Annotated in this window: 13 protein-coding genes; 1 reads left to right on the top strand and 12 read right to left on the bottom strand. The window is 46.1% G+C overall.

Translation table 11 applies throughout. The annotated features are described in order from the left end of the window. Positions 1-34: 34 nt before the first annotated feature. Positions 35-2,281: a 1,4-alpha-glucan branching enzyme gene (gene glgB, locus LIR34_RS03300; protein ID WP_173901936.1), complete on the bottom strand. Its 2,247-nt coding sequence runs from the start codon at positions 2,279-2,281 to the stop codon at positions 35-37. A gap of 206 nt (positions 2,282-2,487) precedes the next feature. Between glgB and LIR34_RS03305 the strand changes: the two genes are divergently transcribed. Beyond that, a complete protein-coding gene (locus LIR34_RS03305; protein WP_161284561.1) occupies positions 2,488-3,459 on the top strand; it encodes a carbohydrate kinase family protein in 972 nt (323 codons plus the stop codon). An 87-nt stretch (positions 3,460-3,546) separates the two neighbouring features. Here the strand turns inward: LIR34_RS03305 and LIR34_RS03310 are convergent, their stop codons facing one another. The 11 genes from LIR34_RS03310 to hisF all read right to left on the bottom strand — a co-directional run bounded on the left by LIR34_RS03310 (position 3,547) and on the right by hisF (position 19,767). Further along, entirely contained in the window at positions 3,547-4,710 is a 1,164-nt protein-coding gene (locus LIR34_RS03310; RefSeq protein ID WP_173901900.1) for a phosphoglycerate dehydrogenase, read from the bottom strand. Beyond that, on the bottom strand, positions 4,710-5,792 hold the full coding sequence (serC, locus tag LIR34_RS03315) for a 3-phosphoserine/phosphohydroxythreonine transaminase (RefSeq protein ID WP_173901899.1): 1,083 nt from the start codon (positions 5,790-5,792) through the stop codon (positions 4,710-4,712). Before serC ends, LIR34_RS03310 begins: the two co-directional genes overlap by 1 nt. Then, entirely contained in the window at positions 5,776-7,467 is a 1,692-nt protein-coding gene (gene ilvB, locus LIR34_RS03320; protein WP_161284564.1) for a biosynthetic-type acetolactate synthase large subunit, read from the bottom strand. The genes serC and ilvB overlap by 17 nt, the downstream gene beginning before the upstream one ends. 27 nt (positions 7,468-7,494) lie before the next feature. Beyond that, positions 7,495-9,168: a dihydroxy-acid dehydratase gene (gene ilvD, locus LIR34_RS03325; RefSeq protein ID WP_173901898.1), complete on the bottom strand. Its 1,674-nt coding sequence runs from the start codon at positions 9,166-9,168 to the stop codon at positions 7,495-7,497. Between the two features lie 99 nt (positions 9,169-9,267). Next, entirely contained in the window at positions 9,268-10,353 is a 1,086-nt protein-coding gene (leuB, locus tag LIR34_RS03330) for a 3-isopropylmalate dehydrogenase (protein WP_173901897.1), read from the bottom strand. A 204-nt stretch (positions 10,354-10,557) separates the two neighbouring features. After that, positions 10,558-10,854 (bottom strand): preprotein translocase subunit YajC, encoded by a 297-nt coding sequence (gene yajC, locus LIR34_RS03335; RefSeq protein ID WP_072521354.1) that lies wholly within the window; start codon positions 10,852-10,854, stop codon positions 10,558-10,560. A gap of 107 nt (positions 10,855-10,961) precedes the next feature. Continuing rightward, positions 10,962-12,104 carry a tRNA guanosine(34) transglycosylase Tgt gene (tgt, locus tag LIR34_RS03340; protein WP_173901896.1) on the bottom strand — a complete coding sequence of 381 codons (1,143 nt, stop codon included), beginning with the start codon at positions 12,102-12,104 and terminating at the stop codon, positions 10,962-10,964. Between the two features lie 87 nt (positions 12,105-12,191). Continuing rightward, a complete protein-coding gene (locus LIR34_RS03345; RefSeq protein WP_173901895.1) occupies positions 12,192-16,424 on the bottom strand; it encodes a 2-hydroxyacyl-CoA dehydratase in 4,233 nt (1,410 codons plus the stop codon). Between the two features lie 256 nt (positions 16,425-16,680). Further along, the gene (locus LIR34_RS03350) at positions 16,681-18,297 is read right to left on the bottom strand and encodes a putative polysaccharide biosynthesis protein (RefSeq protein WP_173901894.1); all 1,617 of its coding nucleotides are present in this window, start codon (positions 18,295-18,297) and stop codon (positions 16,681-16,683) included. 2 nt (positions 18,298-18,299) lie between these two features. After that, a complete protein-coding gene (gene ung, locus LIR34_RS03355; protein WP_161284570.1) occupies positions 18,300-18,995 on the bottom strand; it encodes a uracil-DNA glycosylase in 696 nt (231 codons plus the stop codon). 13 nt (positions 18,996-19,008) lie between these two features. Further along, positions 19,009-19,767, bottom strand: coding sequence for an imidazole glycerol phosphate synthase subunit HisF (gene hisF / locus LIR34_RS03360; protein WP_173901893.1), 759 nt, complete (start codon positions 19,765-19,767; stop codon positions 19,009-19,011). Position 19,768: the final 1 nt, after the last annotated feature.

Consider the following 19,768-nt stretch of genomic DNA (forward strand, 5'->3'; position numbering starts at 1 on the left):
TTATTGTATCTGCGAACAGCTGGAATTCTTTCTCTCACGCTGTTTCCTTTGCTGCAGTTTTTCTTGTTTTCTTCTCTGTGGCAGCCGGCTTCTTCACAGAAGCCTTAGATGATTTCCGGGCAACACGCGGTTTCTTTGCTGCCGGTTTTTTTTCATTTTTTTTGACCGGTGCGGAAACTGCCTCTTTCTTCTTAGTCGGAGTACAGGAAAATACCGTCACACCAAGTGCAGGAACCTTAAGCTTAATGGAATATTCTCTCTCATCGCACTCATCCTGCTTACAGGTTTTTGCTCTTGGATTGACAATTCCCTGACCGCCATATTCCTTTGCATCACTGTTAAAGATTTCTTTATATTTGCCATAGAATGGAACGCCAACCTGATAGTCCTCATAAGGAACAGCCGCAAAGTTACATACTGCAAGAAGTGTTTCTTCCGGCTTATCCGTCTTACGCATAAAGGTGAGGACATTCTCTTCATATTTCATAAGCTGGATCCACTCAAAGCCATCATACTCATCATCCTTCTGAACCAGTGCCGGATGGGTGCGGTACAGCTCGTTGAGATCATGGATATATTTCTCCATTTCTGCCGGAACTTCCCTGCCCGGTGACATCATCATACATCCCGGGTGCAGCATCATATAGGCATAGGCTTCACGGATCTGACTCAGCTTCTGTGCATCATCTCCCGGAAGCTTCTCCATAAATTCAGCAAGCGTTCCCGCCTCACGGCTTCCAAGAGGAAGTACATAATGCTCACAGTACGCATAAAGCATGGACAGCGTAAGCTGATCATGGACATATTTTCTCTCGATTGGATCTTTGGAAAGATATGCAAGAAAATCTCCTGCCCAGTTATTATTCCATTTATAATCAAAGCCGATGTTATCATCCTCCACACTTCCGGTGAGTTCAGACCAGAGGCCATCTTCCTGTGCGATCGTAAGCGTTCCCGGAAGTTTTTTATCCAGAATAGAATTCAGATGCTTGAGAAATTCCACCGCTTCCAGATTTTCATTTGAGCCGTAGATATTAGGTTTCCACTGTCCGTATTCCTTTCCAAAATCAAGATACAGCATGGAATCCACATCATCCAGTCTCAGTCCGTCTGCATGATAAACCTCCAGCCAGTAAAAAGCATTTGCAAGGAGAAAATCTCTCACCATCGGACTTCCGAAATTATACAGAAGAGTTCCCCAGATCGGATGGATCGCCATAGACGGATCCGGATTCTCATAAAGAGGTGTTCCGTCAAAAAGCTCCAGACCGCCCTCGACCCTCGGGAAATGAGATGGTGTCCAGTCAAGGATCAGTCCGATTCCTGCTTTGTGAAGCTCGTTAACTGTCTTCTGGAAATCCTGCGGCATACCAAATCTCCTGGTCGGTGCATAATATGCAAAGGTACTGTACTCCCCGGCCTCATCATCCAGATATTCCATCACAGGATGAAGTTCTACATGCGTGTAATTCAGTTTCTTCACAAACTCAACAAGTTCTTCCCCGTCCTTCCAGTCTGTCAGAGAGGTCTCATAGATGGAAACTGGCTGTTTACGGTCAGCGAATTTCTTACGTCCTGCCATCCATTCTTCATCTTCCCACTGGAAGGCTCCTGTATCTGCCACAACGGAAGCACCTGCCGGCGGGACCTCTGTACAGGCAGCATATGGATCAGATTTCAGCTCTATGCGGTTTCCTTTGAGCTTCAGTTCATATTTATAGATATCTCCGACCTTCACACCTGGGATAAAAAGTTCAAAAATACCCGACATTGGCATTCGGTGCATCGCATGGCGTCTTCCGTCCCATTCATTGAAATTACCGACCACACTGACGCGCACTGCATTCGGTGCCCATACGGCAAAGCTTGTTCCCTTAACACCATTGATCTCCATCGGATGTGCACCCAGCTTCTCATAGGCATGATAATAAACGCCCGCACAGAATGCCTTCTCCTCTGCTTCTGTGATCTGTCCTGCAAATGCGTAAGGATCCGAAAACTCCTGGACTTCTTCTCCTCTGGTAACGCGATATTCATATTCCGGGATCTTTCTGCCCGGGATCATTGCCGCAAAATATCCCGCCTCATCTTCTTTTTCCATTTCATATTTACGGGATCCGACCAGAACCTCTGCCTTATCTGCCTCCGGAAAAAATCCCTGGACCAGAACACCGTCTGTGGTCAGACGCGGAGCCATGACATCCTTCGGGGATGCTTCTTCTCCATATACGATTGCTTCAATCCTCGGCCAGTCCATATACTCATATGCCTTGCTTTCCATCTTTACTGCCTCCATTCCGAGATGCCGCTGTCAAAACCTTTCTGTAAAATACATCTCTTTAAAAAATAGTTTATCATTTTTTCAGGTAAAAATAAAGAATAGAACGAAATTTGTTTGACAAAACTGCTCTGGTGCGATAAATTGAAATTAACGTTTTTCTGATACACAGGAAACAAAATTCAGAAATCCAAGGAGGTTTTTTTATTATGGAAAACAGAAAATTTGACGTAACCGCTCTCGGCGAATTACTGATCGACTTTACAGAAAACGGATCCAGTTCCCAGGGAAATCCTGTGATGGAGGCCAATCCCGGCGGAGCTCCCTGCAACGTACTCGCAATGCTTGAAAGACTCGGCAAGAAAACAGCCTTTATCGGCAAGGTTGGTAAGGATATGTTCGGTACACAGTTAAAGACCGCTGTTGAAGAAGTCGGTATTGACACCCGCAATCTTATCATGGATGAAAACTGTCACACCACCCTCGCTTTTGTACATACCTATCCGGACGGTGACCGTGACTTTTCTTTCTACCGTGACCCGGGTGCAGATATGATGCTTACTAAGGAAGAAGTTCAGAAAGACCTGATCGAGGCTTCCCGTATCTTCCACTTTGGTACCCTTTCCTCTACTCATGAGGGCGTTCGTGAAGCTACCCGCTATGCCATTGAACTTGCAAAGGAAGCCGGATGCATCGTTACCTTTGATCCAAACCTCCGCCCGCCTCTCTGGAAATCTCTCGAAGATGCCCGTGCAGAGATCGAATACGGTATGTCTAAATGCGACGTATTAAAAATTTCCGACAATGAAGTAGAATTCATGTGTGGAACCACAGATTACAATAAAGGTGCTGCCATGCTCCAGGAGAAATATAACATCCCGCTTATTCTCATCACCATGGGTAAGGACGGAAGCCGTGCATACTACAAGGACATGATCGTAGAGGCAGCTCCTTTCCTTCAGGAAAACACCATCGAGACAACCGGTGCCGGAGACACCTTCTGTGCAAGCACATTAAACTATGTTCTCGATCACGGTCTTGAGAATCTCACAGAGGAAAATCTCAAAGAGCTCCTCACCTTCGCAAACGCGGCTGCATCTCTCATTACCACACGTAAGGGTGCGCTCCGTGTTATGCCGACACGCGAAGAAGTTGAAAGTTTCATTGCAAGCCGTAAATAATTTTTCATATCATTTACATACAAAAATCCCGGACGATTCTGCTGAAGAATTTCCGGGATTTTTTTTGCCAGAAGGCTTTTAAACTTTTTATTTGATTACACGAACCTTGGATACACCTTCAATTGCTCTAAGCTCATCCAGAGCTTCTTTGGATGCTGCACTTTCAAGATCGATGATGGTATACGCATAGCCTCCGCGGCTCTTATTTGTCATGTCAGCAATGTTCAGTCCCTCACTTCCGAGGATCTTGGTAAACTGGCTGATCATATTCGGGATGTTTTTGTGGCAGATGGTGATACGTCCGACCGCTACACAGGTACCCATATCACAGTTTGGATAGTTTACAGAATTCTTGATATTTCCGTTTTCGAGGAAATCTCTGACTTCTTTGACTGCCATAACTGCACAGTTCTCTTCGGATTCCTCTGTGGATGCACCAAGATGTGGTGTTACAAGGATTCCCGGTCTGCCTGCTACAGTTGCATTTGCAAAGTCAGTAACATATTTCTTTACCTTTCCGCTGTCAAGAGCTTCTACAAGGGCTTCCTCGTCAACGAGAAGGTCTCTTGCGAAGTTCAGAAGAACAACTCCATCTTTCATCTTTGTGAAAGCCTCACGATCGATCATCTTGCGTGTGTTGTCTGTAAGCGGTACATGGATGGTGATGTAATCGCACTGGCTGTAGATCTCATCCAGAGATTTGCTGTGTTTGATGGTTCTGGACAGGTTCCATGCCGCATCAATGGAGATAAACGGATCATATCCGTAAACTTCCATTCCAAGATGTGTTGCAGAGTTTGCAACCATGGCTCCGATCGCACCAAGTCCGATGATACCAAGCTTCTTGCCACTGATCTCACAGCCTGCAAACTGTTTTTTCTGTTTCTCAGCCAGTTTGTCGATGTGTTCTTTGTCTTCTTCATGTGCTACCCACTCAATACCTCCGACGATATCACGGGAAGCAAGGAGCATTCCTGCAAGAACAAGCTCCTTAACACCATTTGCATTTGCGCCAGGTGTATTGAATACTACGATACCGTTCTCTGCACACTGCTCAACCGGAATGTTGTTGACACCTGCGCCTGCACGAGCGATAACTTTGACATTCTCCGGGATCTCCATATCATGCATCTTGGCACTTCTTACCAGAACTGCATCTGCATCCTTTAATTCTTCCGTCTGTTTGTACTCATCTCCAAACAGGCCAAGACCTGTCTGGGAGATTGGATTAAGGCATTTATACTGGAACATTACGCATTCTCCTCCTCAAATTTTTTCATGAATGCAACGAGGGCTTCTACGCCTTCTTTTGGCATTGCATTGTAGATACTTGCACGCATACCGCCCACTGTTCTGTGTCCTTTGAGGTTTACAAGACCTGCTGCTTTTGCCTCTTTGACAAATTTGGCATCCATGTCTTTGTCACCTGTGACAAAAGGAACATTCATCAGAGAACGGGAGGCCGGTTCTACTGTACCTTTGAAGAGTTTGCTCTGATCCAGATAATCATAGAGGATCTTTGCTTTTTCGATGTTTCTCTTCTGCATTTCTTCCAGTCCGCCCATAGCCTTGAGCCATTTGAAGACTTTGCCGCATACATAGATGCAGTATGCGTTTGGTGTATTGTAAAGAGATCCTGCATCTGCATGTGTCTTGTATGTAAGCATGGTTGGTGTTCCCGGAAGAACGTCTTCTGTAATAAGATCTTCACGAATGATCGCGATCACCATGCCGGCAGGTCCGATGTTTTTCTGAACGCCACCGTAGATGATACCGTATTTGCTTACATCTACAGGCTCAGATAAGAAACAGGAAGAGACATCTGCTACCAGAGTTTTGCCTTTTGTATTCGGAAGTGTCTTGAATTTTGTTCCGTAAATTGTATTGTTTTCACAAATGTATACATAATCCGCATCCGGGCTGATCGGAAGATCGCTGCAGTCCGGGATATAGGAGAAGGTCTTATCCTCGGAAGATGCAATCTTATTTACCTTTCCGTACTTCTGTGCTTCCTGGTATGCTTTCTTTGCCCACTGACCGGTAACAATATAGTCAGCAACTCCGTTCTTCATCAGGTTCATCGGAATCATGGCAAACTGCTGGGAAGCACCGCCCTGAAGGAATAATACCTTGTAATTATCCGGAATATTCATAAGATCTCTGAGATCTTTCTCTGCATCATCAATGATTTTCTGGAATTCCGGGCTTCTGTGGCTCATTTCCATTACAGACATACCACTTCCCTGGTAATCCATCATCTCATCTGCTACTTCTTTCAGAACTGCTTCCGGCAGTACAGCCGGTCCTGCGGAAAAATTATATACTCTGCTCATTGTTCTTCATATCCTCCTCGTCAAAAACTTCATTCAGACTTGCACCTGCAGGCACCATTGGGAATACGCTGAGATCCTGGTCGATCCAGCAGTCCAGTACCACAGGTCCGTCTGTCGCCAGCGCCTCTCGGATTGCCGGCTCCACCTCTTCCATCTTCGTGACACGGATTGCCTTCGCTCCCATGCCCTCAGATATTTTCACAAAATCCACTGCATCGTCAAGGACGGTATGTGAATATCTGTGTTCATAGAACAAGGTCTGCCACTGACGCACCATACCCAGTACATGATTGTTCATGACAATCTGCAAAAGCTGTTTATGGCAGCGCACTGCTGTAGCGATCTCATTCATATTCATTCTGAAACAGCCATCTCCGCCAATGTTGACAACTGTTTTGTCCGGTCTTCCCATCTTGGCACCGATCGCAGCTCCAAGTCCGTATCCCATTGTTCCGAGACCACCGGAAGTCAGGAAAGTACGGGGTTCTTTGTACTTGAAGTACTGTGCGGCCCACATCTGGTGCTGACCGACATCTGTTGAGATAATTGCATCACCGTTGGTGATCTCATAGAGTTTCTCTATAATGTATGGTCCTGTAAGCTGAGAATGATCATAAGTCAGAGGATATTTTGCTTTCATCTCCTGAATATGCTCGATCCACTCCGGATGCTGTTCTTCCGGGATCATTTCCAGAAGTCTGCGGAGTACCTCTCTTACATCTCCTATCACAGACGCATCTACCACAACATTCTTATTGATTTCGGCCGCATCCACATCGATCTGAAGGATTTTGGCCTGTTTTGCAAAGGTCTTTGCATTACCGGTGACACGGTCACTGAAACGTGCACCCAGTACGATCAGAAGGTCACACTGTGTAACGCCAAGATCGGAAGTCTTGGTTCCATGCATACCGAGCATTCCTGTATACAGAGGATCCTCTCCTGAGAAAGCTCCCTTGCCCATCAGACTGTCGCACACCGGTGCCTGGATCTTGTGGGCCAGTTCGCTGATCTCCTTGGAAGCCCCAGAGATCACACAACCGCCGCCGACAAAGATATATGGCTTCTTCGCTTCCTCTATTATCTGTGCTGCAATTTCAAGATCTTCTTTACGGATCGTCTCGACTTCTCGGTTGATCGTAGCCGGACGGCGTACAGAATATTCACATGTCGCTGCTGTTACGTCTTTCGTCACATCAACCAGTACCGGACCCGGACGTCCGCTTTTGGCAATATAAAAAGCCTTGCGGATCGTATCAGCCAGCATGGAAATGTCTTTTACGATAAAACTGTGTTTTGTGATCGGCATTACGATGCCAGCAATATCAACCTCCTGAAAGGAATCTCTTCCAAGAAGTGGTTTTCCTACGTTCGCGGTGATCGCTACCACCGGGACAGAATCCATGTATGCGGTCGCAATACCTGTAACCAGATTTGTGGCTCCAGGGCCGGAGGTTGCCAGACATACTCCGACTTTTCCCGTAGCACGGGCATAACCATCTGCTGCATGAGAAGCACCCTGTTCATGAGATGTCAGGACATGATGGATCTCATCACTGTGTTTATAGAGAGCATCATAGACATTGAGGATCGCACCTCCCGGATAGCCAAAAACAGTATCTACTTTCTGTTCCTTAAGGCATTCGATGATGATCTCTGCACCTGTAAGCTGCATTGTATCTCCTCCTGTGTTCATCATATATTATTTTGCTTTCGGCACTTCAAGGATTGCACCTCTGTTGCCTGAGGTAACCATTGCAGCATATCTCGCAAGATATCCGGTTGTGACTTTTGGCTCACGCGGCTGCCATTTTGCTTTTCTTGCTGCCATCTCCTCGTCAGAAACCTTAACTTCCAGTCGAAGTTCTGGAATATTGATACTGATGATGTCACCTTCTTCGATCAGTGCGATCGGTCCGCCTACTGCTGCTTCCGGTGAAACATGTCCGATGGAAGCTCCACGGGATGCACCACTGAAACGTCCGTCTGTAATAAGTGCCACAGAAGAGCCAAGTCCCATACCTGCGATCGCAGAGGTCGGATTCAGCATTTCTCTCATTCCAGGGCCGCCCTTCGGTCCCTCATAGCGGATAACAACAACGTCACCTGCCACGATCTTGCCACCTTTGATCGCTGCGATCGCATCCTCCTCACAGTCAAACACTCTCGCCGGACCTTCATGTACCATCATCTCTTCTACGACTGCGGAACGTTTTACCACACCGCCGTCCGGAGCGATATTTCCCTTAAGAACTGCAAGACCACCGGTCTGGCTGTACGGGTTGTCGATTGGGCGGATAACTTCCGGATTGAGGTTAACACAGCCTTCGATATTTTCGCCTACAGTTTTTCCTGTTACTGTCATACATTCCGTATGGAGAAGTCCCTTTTTGTTCAGTTCATTCATAACTGCATAAACACCGCCAGCCTCATTCAGGTCTTCCATATAAGTCGGACCTGCCGGTGCCAGATGGCAGAGGTTCGGTGTCTTTGCGCTGATCTCGTTTGCAAAGCTGATATCAAAATCCATTCCGACTTCATGAGCGATTGCCGGAAGATGGAGCATACTGTTGGTAGAACATCCAAGTGCCATATCTACTGTCAGCGCATTCAGGATGGCTTCCTTTGTCATAATGTCTCTCGGACGGATATTTCTGCGGTACATCTCCATAACCTGCATACCTGCATGCTTTGCAAGACGGATACGCTCGGAATATACTGCCGGGATAGTTCCGTTTCCACGAAGTCCCATACCAAGAACCTCTGTCAGACAGTTCATGGAGTTTGCGGTATACATACCGGAACAGGATCCACATGTAGGACATGTTTTGTTCTCAAATTCTGTCAGTTCATCCTCTGTGATCTTGCCTGCTGCATAAGAGCCAACAGCTTCAAACATGCTGGAGAGGCTGGTCTTATGTCCGTGAATATGACCTGCCAGCATCGGACCTCCGCTTACGAATACAGTCGGAACATTCAGTCGTGCTGCTGCCATCAGAAGTCCCGGTACGTTTTTGTCACAGTTCGGAACCATAACAAGGGCATCAAACTGATGAGCCATTGCCATCGCCTCTGTGGAATCTGCAATCAGATCTCTAGTTACCAGTGAATATTTCATTCCGACATGTCCCATTGCAATACCGTCACAGACAGCAATTGCCGGGAATACAACCGGTGTACCACCTGCCATTGCAACACCCTGTTTTACGGCTGCTACGATCTTGTCCAGATTCATATGGCCAGGTACGATTTCATTATAGGAACTTACAATTCCGACTAAAGGACGTTCCATTTCTTCTTTTGTTAATCCAAGGGCATTAAACAGGGAACGATGAGGTGCCTGCTGTGAGCCTGCTTTTACTGAATCACTTCTCATTTTATTTACTCCTCTTTACTTAATCTATACGATACTTACGGATTGTTCCGTGCATAGCACTCCTACAATCCTGCCCGACATTCGCATATTGCGGGATTATCATACTGCTGCTGCGATCAGATCTCCCATTTCTTTCGTTCCGACAGCCTTGCATCCGTCTGACATGATGTCACCTGTACGATATCCGTCTGTCAGCACCTTCTGTACGGCTGCTTCTACCGCATCGGCTTCCTCATCCAGATTCAGAGAATAACGAAGCATCATTGCTGCTGAAAGAATAGTCGCGATCGGATTTGCCTTATTCTGTCCTGCAATATCCGGTGCTGATCCATGGCTTGGCTCATACAGACCGAATTTTGTCTCGTTGAGGCTTGCAGAAGAAAGCATTCCGATAGATCCTGTGACCATACTTGCCTCATCGGATAAAATATCTCCGAACATATTCTCGGTGAGGATAACGTCAAACTGTGCCGGAGCATGTACAAGCTGCATTGCACAGTTATCAACCAGCATATGCTCCAGGGTTACTTCCGGATAGTCCGCTGCAACTTCCTCTACAACTTTTCTCCAGAGTCTTGAGGAATCAAGAACGTTTGCCTTGTCAACACTTGTAACCTTTTTCTTTCTCTTCATTGCAATATCAAATGCCTTGACCGCAATACGACGGATTTCGTTTTCATTGTAAGAAAGTGTGTCGATTGCTTTCTTTACGCCGTCCTCTTCGATAGTTTTTCTTTCTCCGAAGTAAAGACCTCCTGTCAGTTCACGGACAATAATCATATCAAATCCGTTTTCGCCAATCACCTCTTTCTTGATCGGGCAGGCTTCTTCCAGTTCTTTGTAAAGATACGCCGGACGAAGGTTTGCAAAAAGGTTTAAGGCTTTGCGGATAGCAAGAAGGCCTGCCTCCGGACGTTTGGACGGCTCCAGTTTATACCATGGGGACGTCTTGGCATCTCCGCCGATAGAACCCATCAGAACTGCATCAGAGGATTTTGCAGTGGCAATTGCCTCCTCTGTAAGCGGCACGCCATGAACATCAATAGATGCTCCACCGAGGAGTACCTCTGAATATGTGAAGGTGTGGTGATATTTCTCACATACCTTATCAAGAACTTTCTTTGCTTCACTGACGATTTCCGGTCCGATTCCATCTCCCGGAATCAATGCGATTCTGTATTCCATCTTTTTCTTCCTCTCTCTGCATCACACGAAAAACATGCAGATTCCTTTCGTTGCGAATATTGTTATTATAATAACGCACTTTTTGTTACTTTTCAACCCTTTACTACTTAAAAGTTACAACGTGTTGCCAGACGAAGTGGTCGTACCTATAAAGTAAAAAAAGAAGTGCCGCATCTGACGCAGCACTTACTTTCTTATTTGCAGTTATGCGGATGCCTGTTCTGCTTTCTCCACCTCTGCAATAGCCTGTTTTCTCATTGGGATACGGCAGTTCTTGTTATTGCCGAATTCTACAATCACATCTTCTTCAGTCATGTCGATGATCACTCCATAGAAGCCACTTGTGGTAACAATGCTGTCACCGACTTCCATGCTGTTGAGCATTGCCTGAAGTCTCTTCTGCTCTTTCTTCTGAGGACGGATCATCAGGAAATACATAACTCCGAAGATAACAACCATCCACAAAATCATCATACCCATGCTTGCGGTACTTTCGTTCATTTGAGGTTCCTCCTGTTTCTGACTTACATTCCTGTTCTTTTCCAGGAACACTACACACTATCATACACAAAAAAAGTCTTTACTTCAAGTATTTTTGCGTATTTTTATTATTTCTGCTCCCCTGCCGCAAATCCTTCCAGACGCATTTTCTTATAGTCGGCAAATCTGCCCTCATCCAGTGCGTCACGGATCTCTTCCATCATATGATTATAGAAATACAAATTGTGCAGGACACAAAGACGCATTCCAAGCATTTCTTTTGCCTTGAGAAGATGACGGATATAAGCCCGGCTGTAATGACGGCATGCCGGACAGCCGCAGCCTTCCTCGATCGGACGTGTATCCAGCTCGTATTTGGCATTAAACATATTCATCTTGCCATGGTTGGTGTACACATGTCCATGGCGGCCATTGCGGCTTGGATATACGCAGTCAAAGAAGTCTATTCCTCTGTCCACACCCTCAAGAATGTTTGCAGGTGTTCCGACACCCATAAGATAAGTTGGCTTATCCTGCGGAAGATACGGCACAACCGCATCGAGAATACGATACATTTCTTCGTGTGTCTCACCAACAGCAAGACCGCCTACCGCATAACCGTCAAGATCCATCTTTGCAATTTCTTTTGCATGTTCGATTCGGATATCTTCGTAGATTGCCCCCTGATTGATACCGAACAGAAGCTGTTCTTTGTTGATGGTATCCGGAAGGCTGTTGAGGCGTGCCATCTCTGTCTTGCATCGTGCAAGCCAGCGTGTGGTACGCTCTACAGATTTCTGTACATAATCTCTGTCTGCCACACTGCTCGGACATTCATCAAATGCCATTGCAATGGTGGACGCAAGATTGGACTGAATCTGCATACTCTCCTCCGGTCCCATAAAAATTTTATGTCCGTCAATATGTGACTGGAAGTGTACGCCCTCTTCCTTGATCTTACGGAGTTTTGCCAGAGAAAATACCTGGAATCCACCGGAATCAGTGAGAATCGGACGTTCCCAATTCATAAACTTATGAAGTCCTCCAAGCTGTTTGACTACTTTGTCCCCCGGACGCACATGCAGATGATAGGTATTGGAAAGCTCCACCTGTGTTCCGATGTCATAAAGATCCTGTGTAGAAACCGCCCCCTTGATCGCACCGATGGTTCCTACGTTCATGAATACAGGAGTCTGGATCGTTCCATGGACAGTCTCAAACTGTGCACGCTTCGCACGCCCCTCCGTTTTCATCAATGTATATTTTGCCATATTCGTTCCTCTTTCTTATGTGTTTTACATTTACTGTCAAGTATACCAGACGGAAAGAAAATGGTAAAGGGGAATGTTTGGATGGTATCAGGACAATTCCCTGTTAAGGTTTTTCTGTGCTGTGGAAAGCATCAGCTTAATACGGTTCAGCTGGTTAACCTCACTGGCTCCCGGATCGTAGTCGATCGCCACAATATTGGCCTCAGGATGCTCTCTTCGGATCTCCTTGATCACACCTTTGCCTACAATATGGTTCGGAAGACATCCAAATGGCTGGATACATACAATATTCGGCACCCCACCATGGATCAGTTCCATCATCTCTCCGGTCAGGAACCATCCCTCACCTGTCTGGTTTCCAGGTGATACGATCGGCTCTGCCATCTTTGCCAGATCTGCGATATCTGCCGACGGCGCAAAGTGACGGCTCTGTGCAAGCGCCTCATTCATAGGTTTACGCAGCCATTCGATTGCCTTGATTCCCCAGTTTGCCATAGCTGCTTTATTTTTCTTAAATCCAAGGAACTCACATTTAAAGTTCTGATTATAGAAACAGTAATTAATAAAATCAATCAGATCCGGGCATACTGCCTCTGCTCCTTCTGCCTCCAAGAGCTCTGCCAGATGGTTATTTGCCGCCGGCAGGAACTTGACAAGAATCTCTCCGACAATACCAACACGTGGTTTCTTCTCATCGCTGATCGGGATCAGGTCAAACTCATGTACCATCTCATGGCACATCTTCTTGAACTGACTGTGGCTGACACTGCCTCCTGTCAGGAAAGAAATAACTCTCTGCTCCCAGATCTTATGTTTACGGTTGACAATTCCCTCTTCCAGTTCATACGGACGCATACGATAAACGCATTTCATCAGTATGTCTCCAAAGACTGCACCATAGCAGATACGTTTGATCAGCGGAAGGGTCAGCTTGAAGCCCGGATTGCTTTCAAGTCCACTTAAATTGAGAGAAATAACCGGAACCTGCTCCATGCCGGCTTTCTTAAGTGCACGGCGGATAAACGCGATATAGTTAGATGCACGACATCCACCACCTGTCTGTGACATGATAACGGCAGTTTTATTCAGGTCATATTTCCCGGAAAGAAGTGCATCCATGACCTGACCGACAACCATCAGTGACGGATAGCAGGCATCGTTATTGACATATTTCAGTCCGACATCTACTGCATGCTTGTTGTCATTCGGAAGTACTTCCAGATGATAGCCACAGCTGTTAAATGCCGCCTCCAGAATACCAAAATGGAACGGTGACATCTGCGGACACAGGATTGTATAGTCCTTTCGCATCTGCTTGGTAAATACAACCTTCTCTATGGAGGACGGACGGATCTCACGTTCTTTATGCTGGGCATCCTTTGCACGGAGTGCTGCAAGAAGAGATCGTACACGGATTCTTGCTGCACCGAGATTGTTGACCTCATCAATCTTTAAGCAGGTATAAATCTTACCGCTGCCATCCAGAATTTCATAAACCTCATCGGTCGTAACTGCATCCAGACCACAGCCAAAGGAGTTCAGCTGGATCAGATCCAGATTGTCCTGTGTCTTGACAAAGTTTGCAGCCGCATACAGACGGGAATGGTACATCCACTGGTCATTGACACGGATCGGACGTTCAATTTTTGCCAGATGAGAAACAGAATCCTCCGTAAGCACCGCAATACCATAACCATTGATCAGATCCGGGATACCATGGTGGATCTCAGGATCAATATGGTACGGACGACCTGCAAGAACAATTCCTCTTCTGCCGGTATCTTTAAGATACTGAAGAGTTTCCTCGCCCTTCGCCTGTACATCCTTACGCACCTGTGCAAGCTCTTCCCATGCCGCATGTGCTGCTGCTTTTACTTCATCAGCCGGGATATCCTTAAACACCTCTACCAGACGGTCTGTCAGAATTGCCTCCGTTGTAAATGCCATAAACGGATTCATAAACCGGATATCCGGGTTCTTGAGTTCATCCACGTTATTCTTGATGTTTTCTGCATAGGAAGTAACGATCGGGCAGTTATAATGATTGACTGCATCCGGAAACTCATTACGCTCATAAGGCACGCACGGATAGAAAATAAATTTCACGCCCTTTTTGATCAGCCAGCTGACATGTCCATGTGCAAGCTTTGCCGGATAACATTCGGATTCACTCGGAATAGACTCAATACCCAGCTCATAAATCTTTCTGGTTGAAGTCGGTGAGAGCACCACTTCATATTTCAGTTTTGTAAAGAATGTAAACCAGAACGGATAATTCTCAAACATATTCAGGACTCGCGGAATTCCCACCTGTCCTCTTGTCGCCTGATCTGCACTGAGCGGTTCATAGGAAAACAGTCGTTTATATTTGTATTCATAGAGATTCGGAACATGGTCTTTGTTCTTCTCTTTACCAATTCCTCGCTCACAGCGGTTCCCGCTGACAAACTGACGGCCGCCGGTAAATTTATTGATCGTCAGACGACAGTTGTTCGTACATCCATGGCAGTTTGCCATAGAGGTGGTATATTTCAGCTCATTAATCTTGTCGATAGAGAGCATCGTTGTCTTTTTGCCTGTCTCGTAACGCTCTCTTGCGATCAGAGCCGCGCCGAAGGCTCCCATGATTCCAGCGATATCCGGACGGATTGCTTCACAGCTGGCAATCTTTTCGAAGCTTCGAAGTACCGCGTCATTATAGAAGGTACCGCCCTGCACCACAATATGTCTGCCAAGCTCTGTCGCATCAGACACCTTGATAACCTTGTAAAGAGCATTTTTGATAACAGAATAGGCAAGACCCGCAGAGATATCCGATACCTCCGCTCCCTCCTTCTGTGCCTGCTTTACCTTGGAGTTCATAAATACAGTACAGCGGGTTCCGAGATCGATCGGATGCTGTGCATAAAGAGCAGCCTTTGCAAAATCCTGCACACTGTAATTCAGTGACTTTGCAAATGTTTCAATAAAGGATCCGCATCCAGAAGAACACGCCTCATTCAGCTGTACGCTGTCTACGGTCTGATTCTTTATCTTGATGCACTTCATGTCCTGTCCGCCGATGTCCAGAATACAGTCGACCTCCGGGTCAAAGAACGCTGCCGCATAATAGTGGGACACTGTTTCAACCTCTCCCTCATCCAGAAGAAAGGCTGCCTTCATCAGTGCTTCTCCATATCCTGTAGAACATGCATAGGCGATCTGTGCATCATCCGGAAGTATGGAATAAATCTCCTGAATAGAACGGATGGCGGTCTTCAGTGGGCTTCCATTATTGCTGCTGTAAAAAGAATACAGAAGTGTTCCGTCTTCTCCTACCAGAGCAGTCTTGGTCGTAGTAGACCCCGCATCGATACCAAGATAGCAATTTCCCTTATAGGAAGCCAGATCTCCCTTTTTGACCTTATAGGAGGACTGACGTTTATTGAAAGCTTCATAATCTTCTTCTGATGCAAACAACGGCTCCATACGCTCTACTTCAAAATCCAGTTTGATCGAATGGCGAAGTCTGTCTTTGAGTTCTGTCAGGGAAACGGTCACATCCTTCTTTGCATTCAATGCAGAACCAATTGCAGCAAACAGATGAGAATTGTCCGGAACGATCGTATGCTCCTCATCCAGTTTCAATGTTCTGATAAACGCTTCTTTCAGTTCAGAAAGGAAATGCAGCGGTCCTCCCAAGAATGCCACATGACCACGGATTGGTTTACCACATGCCAGTCCGGAAATCGTCTGATTGACTACCGCCTGGAAAATAGACGCGGAAAGATCTTCTTTTGTTGCACCATCGTTGATCAGCGGCTGGATATCTGTCTTTGCAAACACACCACATCTTGCAGCAATCGGATAAAGAGCCTTGTAATTCTTCGCATATTCGTTCAGTCCAGGTGCATCTGTCTGAAGCAGAGATGCCATCTGATCAATGAAGGAACCCGTACCACCGGCACAGATACCATTCATTCTCTGTTCAATATTTCCGCCCTCAAAATAAATGATCTTGGCATCCTCGCCGCCAAGTTCGATCGCAACATCCGTCTTTGGTGCAAGCTTCTGCAGCGAAGTTGAAACTGCGATGACCTCCTGCACAAACGGAATTTCCAGATGGTTTGCAAGTGTCAGACCACCGGAACCTGTGATGACCGGACAAAGTGTCATTTCCCCAAGTTTCCCCTGAGCTTTCTCCAGAAGATCAGCCAGTGTTTCCTGAATGTTTGCAAAATGACGCTCGTAATCTGCAAACAAAAGACTCTCCTGCTCATCAAGAATCGCAATTTTTACTGTCGTGGATCCGATGTCAATTCCCAATGTGTATGTATTCAATAAATCGACCTCCTCGTCATAAACCGTATCATACAGTTATGAATGTAACGTGTTTCTTTGTAATAAAATGTATTACTTCTTATTAAAAGTGTTTTTTAATCGAATTCCGTAACATTATACGACAAACTTTTTCAAATGACAATGACCAACTTCAGAATTTTGTTACTCTTCTGTATTGAAAATAACTGTTCACAGGTAGTATTGTATACTTGGAAAAAGCATTTTCGGAGAGATTCCGAAAATGCTCTTTTGTTCATTATCTGTGAAATTTATCTGCAATTCTGACAAGATACGTCCCGCCCGGTATTCGAAGGAGCCGCTCGGAAGCGCTCTTATCGACCAGAACATAAACCAGAAAATACGCTGCCGCTGCCAGGATGATCGACACACCAAGGCAGATAATATTGGACGGCACTATGGCATGTAATCCATAATATACCCCTGCTGCCACTACTCCCATAACAACAGAAGCAATGATCGGGCTTACATAGGCGGTCTTCCATGGATTCCTGTAATCCAGATATTTTTTCATAAAGATATCATTCATCACACATACAACAATCGCATAGATAATCATTGCAACCAGAAGTGCATAAATTCCAAGATCCGTAAACATCAGAAGCAACACAACCGCGATCACATCAACCACAAGTGCCACCGCTGCTGTCATCATCGGGATCTTCGGCTTTCCGATTCCCTGAAGCACACCGTTGGAAATATTGGACATTCCATTCAGGAGGATCGTAAAGGAACCCAGCATAAGAAGCTTCCCTGCAACACCGTTTGTTCCTCCAAAGAGCAGAGATACGATCGGCTGTGCCAGGACAGCAAGACCGACTGCACACGGAATGGAAATAAACATGGAAAGCTGTACCGTCTGGTCTACTCTTCTCCTTGTTTCATCGATATCGCCAGTCGCATACAGAGCAGAAACCTCCGGTATCATAGAGGTCGGTGCCGCACTGGAGAGTGTCAGTGGAATATTGATGATACTCATGAAATAAGTGGCATATTCTGCATAAAGCATACTGATCGTATCAGCGTTCATGCCATGTTTTCCCATAATTTCCGAGTACAGTACACCATTTAAGTATCCGTTGATATTGTAAATAAAAGAACTCAGGATGATCGGCGATACGATCAGGATGATCAATTTCAGGATCTCACCATAAGATTCTGCCTCATGATAACGATCTCCTGCTACTCTTCTCTTGATATTTCTGCGATTCACACCATACACAAGAAGCATAAACAGAAGTGCGATCACAACACCTGCAGTCGTTCCCACCGTAGAACCGGCAGCACCCCATTTTGCAACGCTGCCATCACTTCCATCCGCAAAATACTTGATGAACATCCACGCAGCGATCAGACTGACTGCCGCATTAAAAATCTGCTCAAGGATCTGCGAAATTGAAGTAGGCATCATATTTCTGTATGCCTGAAAATATCCCCTGTACACGCCAAGAATTCCTGAAAGAAAAATCGTAGGTGACAAAATCTGCAGTGCCAGCACCGCATTGGGCTGATTACTCGGAATGATGAACCTCGCCCCAAGCAAACACACCAGTGCCACAATTCCGCCTACGATTGCCGCATAGATCAGAGAACCATGAAAAATTTTCTGTGCGTTTTTGTAATCCTTTAAAGCAATCCTCTCAGAGATCAGCTTGGAGACTGCCTGAGGAATACTGAAAGAAGCAATCATCAGAAGGATCATATAGGCATTCTGGGCAAGACTGATGTATCCCATTCCCATATTTCCTACGATCGAAGAAAGCGGACTTTTGTATAATAACCCGATAACCTTTGAAATCATTGCCGCGATCATCAGAAAAGACGCGTTTTTGACTAAATTGTTCTTCTGATTCATGTTCACTCCTTATTTTCCTGTTCTGTCTTATTCTCGATCTGCCAGTCGATCGGCTCCAGCCCGTTGCGAAGCAGGAATTCATTGGTTTTGCTGAAATGACGGCACCCAAAAAAGCCTCTGTACGCAGACAGCGGACTTGGATGCGGAGCCTCCAGGATTAGATGCTTCGGATTATTGAGCATGGATTTTTTGGTCTGTGCCGGACGTCCCCACAGAAGAAAAACAATCGGCCGGTCCTGTTCATTCAGGATTCGGATCGCTGCATCGGTAAACTGCTCCCAGCCGATGCCCCTGTGAGAGTTTGCCTGATGTGCACGGACAGTCAGCACTGTGTTCAACATCAGCACTCCCTGTTTCGCCCACTTTTCCAGATAACCATTATCCGGAATATAGCATCCCAGATCGTCATGCAGTTCCTGATAAATATTAACCAGTGACGGCGGAATCTCCACATCTCTTTTGACAGAAAAGCAAAGTCCATGCGCCTGTCCGTCATTGTGATATGGATCCTGTCCGAGAATCACGACTTTTACCTGACTCAGCGGGGTAAAATGAAATGCATTAAACATATCCTCTGCCGGAGGAAAAATCTTCTGTGTCTGGTATTCCTGCATCACTGTTTTGTATAACTTCGAATAATATGGCTGATGGAATTCTCCCTTTAATGCTTCCAGCCACTCTCCTGATAAAGGAGCCATTTCCTATCACCTCTTATCTTCGGACGGAAATCCCTTTCTCTGCCAGATAGTCCTTTACCTGACGGATCTCCAGTTCTTTGTAATGGAATAAAGATGCTGCCAGTGCCGCATCCGCACTGCCTTCTGTCAGTGCATCATAAAAATGCTCCAGAGTTCCCGCACCTCCGGATGCAATGACCGGAACAGAAACTGCATCCGCGATCGCTCTGGTAAGCTCAATGTCATATCCTGCCTTGGTGCCATCACAATCCATACTGGTAAGAAGGATTTCACCCGCACCGAGCTTCTCAACCTTCTTGGCCCACTCAATGGCATCAATGCCTGTATCCAGTCGTCCGCCATGTTTATAGATATTCCAGCCGCCATCCTGTCTTCTCTTGGCATCGATTGCAACGACCACGCACTGGCTTCCGAACTTCTCTGCTGCCTCTGTGATCAGTTCCGGACGATCGATCGCCGCAGAATTGACAGAGATCTTGTCTGCACCCTCACGGAGAAGTTTCCTGAAATCCTCTACTGTACGAATGCCGCCGCCTACGGTAAACGGGATAAAAACATTCGCTGCAACCTGCCGCACCATATCCACAACGGTATCACGTTCCTCGCAGGATGCCGTGATATCCAGAAAAACAAGTTCATCTGCGCCTGCTGCATCATAGGCTCTGGCAATCTCCACCGGATCTCCTGCGTCCTTAAGATCCACAAAATTAACGCCTTTTACCACCCGGCCGTTATTTACATCCAGACAGGGAATGATTCTTTTTGTAAACATT

Source organism: Blautia sp. MSK17_66 (genome assembly GCF_020538025.1).
In the GTDB taxonomy this organism is placed as follows: Bacteria; Bacillota; Clostridia; order Lachnospirales; family Lachnospiraceae; genus Blautia_A.

Coding starts and splice junctions, on each gene's coding strand:
- glgB (WP_173901936.1), bottom strand. CDS start 2,281: ATGGAAAGCAAGGCATATGAGTATATGGACTGGCCGAGGATTGAAGCA.
- LIR34_RS03305 (WP_161284561.1), top strand. CDS start 2,488: ATGGAAAACAGAAAATTTGACGTAACCGCTCTCGGCGAATTACTGATC.
- LIR34_RS03310 (WP_173901900.1), bottom strand. CDS start 4,710: ATGTTCCAGTATAAATGCCTTAATCCAATCTCCCAGACAGGTCTTGGC.
- serC (WP_173901899.1), bottom strand. CDS start 5,792: ATGAGCAGAGTATATAATTTTTCCGCAGGACCGGCTGTACTGCCGGAA.
- ilvB (WP_161284564.1), bottom strand. CDS start 7,467: ATGCAGCTTACAGGTGCAGAGATCATCATCGAATGCCTTAAGGAACAG.
- ilvD (WP_173901898.1), bottom strand. CDS start 9,168: ATGAGAAGTGATTCAGTAAAAGCAGGCTCACAGCAGGCACCTCATCGT.
- leuB (WP_173901897.1), bottom strand. CDS start 10,353: ATGGAATACAGAATCGCATTGATTCCGGGAGATGGAATCGGACCGGAA.
- yajC (WP_072521354.1), bottom strand. CDS start 10,854: ATGAACGAAAGTACCGCAAGCATGGGTATGATGATTTTGTGGATGGTT.
- tgt (WP_173901896.1), bottom strand. CDS start 12,104: ATGGCAAAATATACATTGATGAAAACGGAGGGGCGTGCGAAGCGTGCA.
- LIR34_RS03350 (WP_173901894.1), bottom strand. CDS start 18,297: ATGAATCAGAAGAACAATTTAGTCAAAAACGCGTCTTTTCTGATGATC.
- ung (WP_161284570.1), bottom strand. CDS start 18,995: ATGGCTCCTTTATCAGGAGAGTGGCTGGAAGCATTAAAGGGAGAATTC.
- hisF (WP_173901893.1), bottom strand. CDS start 19,767: ATGTTTACAAAAAGAATCATTCCCTGTCTGGATGTAAATAACGGCCGG.